This is a genomic window from Kitasatospora sp. NPDC059973, from assembly GCF_042737525.1.
Taxonomy (GTDB): Bacteria; Actinomycetota; Actinomycetes; order Streptomycetales; family Streptomycetaceae; genus Kitasatospora.
Window position 1 is genome coordinate 1 of sequence record NZ_JBHWUI010000286.1, and the last position, 5,870, is coordinate 5,870.

Genomic DNA, 5,870 nt, shown 5'->3' on the forward strand with positions numbered 1-5,870 from the left:
CGGCCCGGCGGACCCGACGCCCGGGCCGTCCGGCTACCCGGGCCCGGCGAGCGCGGCCCGCAGCCGCTCGGCGACCGCCGCCGCGGCCGCCTCGTCCGGGTACTTCCCCCGTGGCCAGAAGAAGCCGCGCAACCCGTCCTTCGGATTGCGCGGCACGACGTGCACGTGCAGGTGCGGCACCGACTGGCTGATCCGGTTGTTCGCCGCGACGAAGCTGCCCGCCGCCCCCAGCCCCAGCTCCACGGCGGCGGCCACCCGCCGCACCCGCAGGAAGAACGGCCCCACCTCCGCCGCCGGCAGGTCCGCCAGCGTGCGGTGGTGGGCGCGCGGCACGACCAGGACGTGGCCGGGGAAGAGCGGACGCCGGTCCAGGAAGGCCACCGCCGCCTCGTCGTCCAGCACCCGGTGGGCCGGCTCCTCGCCCGCCACCACCGCACAGAAGACGCAGTCCATCCGTCCATTCAAGCCACCACCCGCCGGCCCGGCACGCCCGCGGACCACGCATCCGCGCCGCTTCACCCGTCCGGCCGCCGACGCGAGCGTGGTGGACGTCGGGGCCGCGGCCCGAGCCCGGCACGAGTGGGCGGGCCCGCGCCGCGCGGTGCGGGCCGGCCCGGCCGGGCCCGCCTACTCGTACCGGTAGAGCAGCGAATCCCGCTCGGTCTCCTCGATCATCTCGATGGTCAGGCCGGGATCGCGCAGGTGGGACAGGGTGACCTCGGCGGAGCTGGGCTGCTCGTCCGTGCCGAGCCAGTTCTCCGGCTTCCAGGCCGAGCCGCGCAGGAACGCCTTCGGGCAGTGCGCGTACACCTCCTCCACCGCCACCACGACGGCGCTGCGCGGCGGCTTGCCGACCGCCGTCAGCTGCTCCAGCAGCCGCGGGTCGGTGGAGACGCAGGCGCGCCCGTTGACCCGGAGCGTGGTGTCCCGGCCCGGCACCACGAAGAGCAGCCCGACCCGGCCGGTCTCGATGATGTTGTGCAGGGTGTCCAGCCGCTTGTTCCCGGTGGCGTCGGGGATGGCCAGGGTGTGCTCGTCCAGCACCGACACCAGCCCGGGCGGCCCGCCGCGCGGCGAGACGTCGCACCGTCCGGCCGCGTCCGCGCTCGCCACGAGAACCAGTGAGGAGCAGGCGATCAACTGCCGCGCCGGCTCGTGGATGTGGTCCACCTGCTTGCGCCGCGCGTGGTCGCCGGGCTGCTCGTAGACCTCCCGGAGGTCCGCCGCGGTGCGCAGCGCGTGGGCGCCGAGGGCGGCGAACAGGCTCTCCGGCGCCTCGGGCGGGGTGCTGGACGGAACGGCGGTCTCCGGTGTGGTGGTCATACCGGGAATCTAGCGAAGCTCGTCCGGCGGCCGGCGGCCGGCGGCCGGCGCCCTGGCCCTGTCCGGGGACCCACCGGACCCTCCCCACCAGCGGCTCCGCGCCGATAATGGGGCCAAGGACTTTCGCGGGAGGTGGTGGACGTGATCGTCAGGATTTGGGCCGGGCAGGTCATGGCCGGACACGTCGAGGAGTTCTGCGCGGTGCTCGCCACGCAGGTGATCCCCCAGCTCGGCCGGACCGACGGCTGTCTGGGCGGCGAACTGCTGCGCTCGGTGACGGAGGACGGCCACCGGGTGCTGGTGCTCAGCCGGTGGCGCGACGAGGAGGCGCTACGCGGGTACGCGGGGCCGATGTGGCGGATCCGGCCGGTCTGGTCGGAGGGCGAGCTGCGCTACCTCGCGCACCCGCCCGAGGTCAGCCACTTCACCCTGGTACCGGCCACCTGAAACGCCGCCCCGCCCCGGAGCGCAGGTGACCGGCCGGGGGCGAGGGCCGTCAGACCACGAGCGGCACCGGGTGGATCTCGTCCGCCGGGTGGCCGGTGCGCTCGTGAACGCGCTGCACGGCCTCCTTCGAGGGCGCCTCGGAGAGGCAGTAGACGGTGCCGGACTCCGGGTCGGCCCAGGCCTGCTCGAACTGCACGCCCTCGTTCTCCTGGACCGCCAGGTCCGCCTGGTGGGCCATCCGCAGTTCCTCACCGGTGATTCCGGTCATGCCGTGGTGGACGTCCATGAACTTGGCCATCGTCCTCGCACCTCCAGGAGTCCCGGCCGGTCGGCGCCGGCCGTGTACCACCAGCCTGCGCCCGTCGCACCCCGGGCCGCCACCGGACGGCGGCCCGGCCGGCCCGGCACCCCTACGCGGGCCGCCCCACCGGGCCCGCGCCGCCCCGCGCATTCCCGCCGCCCGCGTGAAACAGACCACAGCGGAAGCCTCTCCCTGGGCCTGTGCGGGCCATGGCACAATGACGTCAGCAGTAGCAGTGACGTTCAGCGCACTCCGGGGTCGGTGAAAATCCGAACCGGCGGTTACAGTCCGCGACCCGTCCGCAGCCAGCGGCCGGTTGACCAGGTGAAATTCCTGGACCGACGGTTAAAGTCCGGATGGGAGGCGTGCGCGGCGGACGATGAGCAGTACCCGTGGTCCCCCGGTGGACCGCGGGCAGGTGTGCGACGGGAGAGCTCTCTCCCGGCGGTTGCGCGACAGCCCGGCGACGGGTCCTGTCCGGTGGCCCGCGCACCCGTGCCCGTCCGTGTCCTCTCCCATGCCCGCCCCGGAGTCCGCGCCCCCAAGCGCGAGGAGAACCCGGGTGTTCACCGGCATCATCGAAGAGCTCGGCGAGGTCGTGTCGATCGAGGAGATCGGCGACTCCTCGCGAATCCGCCTGCGCGGACCGGTGGTCTGTCAGGACGCGCACCACGGCGACTCCATCGCGGTCAACGGCGTCTGCCTGACCGTCGTCGACACTCCCGAGGAACTGGCCGGCCGGTCCGGTGAGTTCAGCGCCGATGTGATGGCCGAGACGCTCCACCGCTCCAGTCTGGGCGAGCTCGCCCCCGGCTCCCGGGTCAACCTGGAACGCGCGATGGCCCTCGGCGCACGGCTCGGCGGGCACCTCGTCCAGGGCCATGTCGACGCCACCGGCGCCCTGTTGGGCCGCGAGCCCGGCGAGCGCGACGCCGACGGCAAGCTCCGCTGGGAGGTGCTGCGCTTCTCGCTGCCCGCCACCATCTCCCGCTACCTGGTGGAGAAGGGCTCGATCACCGTGGACGGCGTCAGCCTGACCGTCGTCGAGGCCGCCCGCGACAGCTTCACCGTCAGCCTCATCCCGGCCACCCTCGCGCTGACCACGCTCGGCACCAAGGCCGTCGGCGAGAGCGTCAACCTGGAGGTCGACGTCCTCGCCAAGTACGTGGAGCGGCTGCTCGACTCCCGCGCCCTGCCCTCGACGACCACCGGAGAAGCCCAGTGAACTGGCTGAGCGGAGAAGCGTTCACCGTCTTCGGTGAGCACGTGAAGTGGGCCGACATGATCGGCAACCTGCTCGGCCTGGGCGGCCTCGCGCTCGGCTGGCGCCGCTCGGTGTGGAGCTGGCCGGTGCAGCTGCTCTCCGGCGCCGTGCTGATCACGGCCTACCTGAACGGCCACGTCCCCGGCCTGATCGGCAAGCAGCTGATCGTGGTCGCCACGGCCGCCTGGGGCTGGACGCGGTGGCGGCGCGGCCGCCGCGGGGCGGACGGCATCGCCGTCCGGTTCGCGAGCTGGCCCGAGCGGGCCGCCCTGGTGGCCGGCACCGCGCTCGGCACCGGTGCGCTGGCCTGGCTCTTCCTGGCCAACCCCAGCCTCTCCTGGAGCCCCTGGTCGGACGCCTACATCTTCGTCGGCACGCTGGCGGCGATGGTCGCCCAGGCCCGCGGCTGGGTGGAGTTCTGGTTCGCCTGGATCGCCGTCGACGTGGTCGGCGTCCCGCTCGCCTTCAACAGCGGCTACTCCTTCTCCGGCCTCACCTACTCGATCTACTTCGTCCTGGTACTGCTCGGCCTGCGTTCCTGGTGGCTGAGCACCCGTGAGCCGCGCACCACGTCCGCCACCGTCCCGCAGGGAGCCACGGCATGACCGCCAACCAGACCGCCGACCTCGACCTCGCGCTCGACCCGGTCGAGCGGGCCGTCGCCGACATCGCGCTCGGCCGAGCCGTCATCGTGGTCGACGACGAGGACCGCGAGAACGAGGGCGACATCGTCTTCGCCGCCTCCGCCGCCACCCCCGAGCTGATGGCCTTCACCATCCGCTACAGCTCCGGCGTGATCTGCGTCCCGATGACCGGCCCGGAGCTGGACCGGCTCAAGCTGCCCCCGATGACCCAGGTCAACGAGGACCGCAAGGGCACCGCCTACGCCGTCTCGGTCGACGCCCGCGACGGGGTCGACACCGGCATCTCGGCCGCCGACCGCGCCCGGACCGTCCGGCTGCTCTCCTCCACCGGGACGGAGCCCGGCGACCTCACCCGCCCCGGGCACGTCTTCCCGCTGCGGGCCGTCGAGGGCGGCGTGCTCGTGCGCCCCGGCCACACCGAGGCCGCCGTCGACCTGGCCCGGCTGGCCGGGCTGGCACCGGCCGGCGCCATCGCCGAGGTGGTCAACGACGACGGCACGATGGCCCGGCTGCCCGAGCTGGTCGCCTTCGCCCGCGAGCACGGCCTGGCGATCATCTCCATCGAGGACCTGATCGCCTACCGCCGCCGCACCGAGCTCCACGTGGACCGGGCCGCCGTCACCGCGCTGCCCACCGCGTACGGGGAGTTCACCGCCGTCGGCTACCGCGGCACCATCGACGGCGTCGAGCACCTCGCCCTGGTGGCCGGCGGCCTGGACGCCGACGGCCGCCTCCCCGACGGCGAGGACGTGCTGGTGCGGGTCCACTCCGAGTGCCTCACCGGTGACGTGTTCGGCTCGCTGCGCTGCGACTGCGGCCCGCAGCTGGAGGCCTCGCTGCGCAGGGTGACCGAGGCCGGCCGGGGCGTCGTCCTCTACCTGCGCGGCCACGAGGGCCGGGGCATCGGCCTCGCCCACAAGCTGCGCGCCTACCAGCTCCAGGAGCAGGGCCGCGACACCGTCGACGCCAACCTGGACCTCGGCCTGCCCGCCGACGCCCGCGACTACAGCATCGGCGCCCAGATGCTCGGCGACCTCGGCGTCCGCTCGCTCACCCTGCTCACCAACAACCCCGAGAAGCTCGCCGCGCTCACCGAGCACGGCCTGAAGGTCAAGGGCCGCGAGCCGGTCGAGACCCCGGCGGGCGAGCACAACCTGCGCTACCTGCGGACCAAGCGCGACCGGATGGGCCACGACCTGCCCGGTCTCGGCTCCTGAAGCACCCCCGTCACGACCCCCGGAAGAGGAACAGCACATGAGCGGCCACGGAGCCCCCGAGCTGACCATCGACAACGCCGCCGGCCTCAAGGTCGCCGTGATCGCGGCCCAGTGGCACGAGCAGGTGATGAACGGCCTGCTGGACGGCGCCCACCGCGCCCTCAAGGAGCTCGGCATCGACGAGCCGACCGTGCTGCGGGTGCCCGGCACCTTCGAACTGCCGGTCGCCGCCAAGCGCCTCGCCGACCGCGGCTACGACGCGGTGATCGCGCTCGGCGTGGTCATCCGCGGCGGCACCCCGCACTTCGACTACGTCTGCCAGGCCGCCACCGCCGGCCTCACCCAGGTCAGCGTCGACACCGGCGTCCCGATCGGCTTCGGCGTCCTGACCTGCGACAACGAGCAGCAGGCGGTGGACCGCGCGGGCCTGCCCGGCTCCTCCGAGGACAAGGGGCACGAGGCCGTCACGGCGGCCGTCGCCACCGCCGCCGTCCTCAAGTCGCTCGCCTGACGCGCCGCACCGACCCACGGCACGGTCCCGGACCGTGGACGTCCACCGGGGCGCCGAGCGCCTCGCGGGCCCGCGCCACCAGCCGGGCGGCGGCCGGGGCGTGGCCGCCGAGGGAGAAGAAGTCGCAGTCGGCGTGCACGACGCGCGAGGGCAGGCCGAGGAC

9 protein-coding genes and 1 riboswitch are annotated in these 5,870 nt (G+C 73.9%); of the genes, 5 read left to right on the forward strand and 4 right to left on the reverse strand.

Going from position 1 to position 5,870, the window contains the following annotated elements; translation table 11 throughout:
- Nucleotides 1–33: 33 nt before the first annotated feature.
- Together ACFWA9_RS37760 and ACFWA9_RS37765 are read right to left on the reverse strand one after the other, a co-directional pair.
- Nucleotides 34–453, reverse strand: coding sequence for an HIT family protein (locus ACFWA9_RS37760; RefSeq protein WP_380393855.1), 420 nt, complete (start codon nt 451–453; stop codon nt 34–36).
- A gap of 174 nt (nt 454–627) precedes the next feature.
- Nucleotides 628–1,323 (reverse strand): MSMEG_1061 family FMN-dependent PPOX-type flavoprotein, encoded by a 696-nt coding sequence (locus tag ACFWA9_RS37765; RefSeq protein WP_380393857.1) that lies wholly within the window; start codon nt 1,321–1,323, stop codon nt 628–630.
- A gap of 141 nt (nt 1,324–1,464) precedes the next feature.
- On the opposite strand from ACFWA9_RS37765, the gene ACFWA9_RS37770 reads away from it, so the two are divergent.
- Nucleotides 1,465–1,770 (forward strand): antibiotic biosynthesis monooxygenase family protein, encoded by a 306-nt coding sequence (locus ACFWA9_RS37770; RefSeq protein ID WP_329486530.1) that lies wholly within the window; start codon nt 1,465–1,467, stop codon nt 1,768–1,770.
- A gap of 49 nt (nt 1,771–1,819) precedes the next feature.
- On the opposite strand, the gene ACFWA9_RS37775 is transcribed toward ACFWA9_RS37770, so the two are convergent.
- The gene (locus ACFWA9_RS37775; protein WP_329486529.1) at nt 1,820–2,068 is read right to left on the reverse strand and encodes an SCO4226 family nickel-binding protein; all 249 of its coding nucleotides are present in this window, start codon (nt 2,066–2,068) and stop codon (nt 1,820–1,822) included.
- Between the two features lie 247 nt (nt 2,069–2,315).
- Nucleotides 2,316–2,443, forward strand: a riboswitch (FMN riboswitch).
- Between the two features lie 190 nt (nt 2,444–2,633).
- On the opposite strand from ACFWA9_RS37775, the gene ACFWA9_RS37780 reads away from it, so the two are divergent.
- Genes ACFWA9_RS37780 through ribH form a run of 4 tightly spaced genes read left to right on the forward strand, consistent with a single transcriptional unit; the run spans nt 2,634 to nt 5,707 of the window.
- Nucleotides 2,634–3,296 carry a riboflavin synthase gene (locus tag ACFWA9_RS37780; protein ID WP_380393860.1) on the forward strand — a complete coding sequence of 221 codons (663 nt, stop codon included), beginning with the start codon at nt 2,634–2,636 and terminating at the stop codon, nt 3,294–3,296.
- On the forward strand, nt 3,293–3,940 hold the full coding sequence (locus tag ACFWA9_RS37785) for a nicotinamide mononucleotide transporter family protein (protein WP_352288717.1): 648 nt from the start codon (nt 3,293–3,295) through the stop codon (nt 3,938–3,940). Before ACFWA9_RS37780 ends, ACFWA9_RS37785 begins: the two co-directional genes overlap by 4 nt.
- A complete protein-coding gene (locus tag ACFWA9_RS37790; RefSeq protein ID WP_380393862.1) occupies nt 3,937–5,196 on the forward strand; it encodes a bifunctional 3,4-dihydroxy-2-butanone-4-phosphate synthase/GTP cyclohydrolase II in 1,260 nt (419 codons plus the stop codon). The genes ACFWA9_RS37785 and ACFWA9_RS37790 overlap by 4 nt, the downstream gene beginning before the upstream one ends.
- Nucleotides 5,197–5,233: 37 nt before the next feature.
- On the forward strand, nt 5,234–5,707 hold the full coding sequence (gene ribH / locus ACFWA9_RS37795; RefSeq protein WP_329486525.1) for a 6,7-dimethyl-8-ribityllumazine synthase: 474 nt from the start codon (nt 5,234–5,236) through the stop codon (nt 5,705–5,707).
- Here ribH and ACFWA9_RS37800 read toward each other — a convergent pair.
- Nucleotides 5,691–5,861, reverse strand: coding sequence for a hypothetical protein (locus ACFWA9_RS37800; RefSeq protein ID WP_380393864.1), 171 nt, complete (start codon nt 5,859–5,861; stop codon nt 5,691–5,693). The two genes, ribH and ACFWA9_RS37800, sit on opposite strands and share 17 nt — an antisense overlap.
- Between the last annotated feature and the right edge of the window lie 9 nt (nt 5,862–5,870).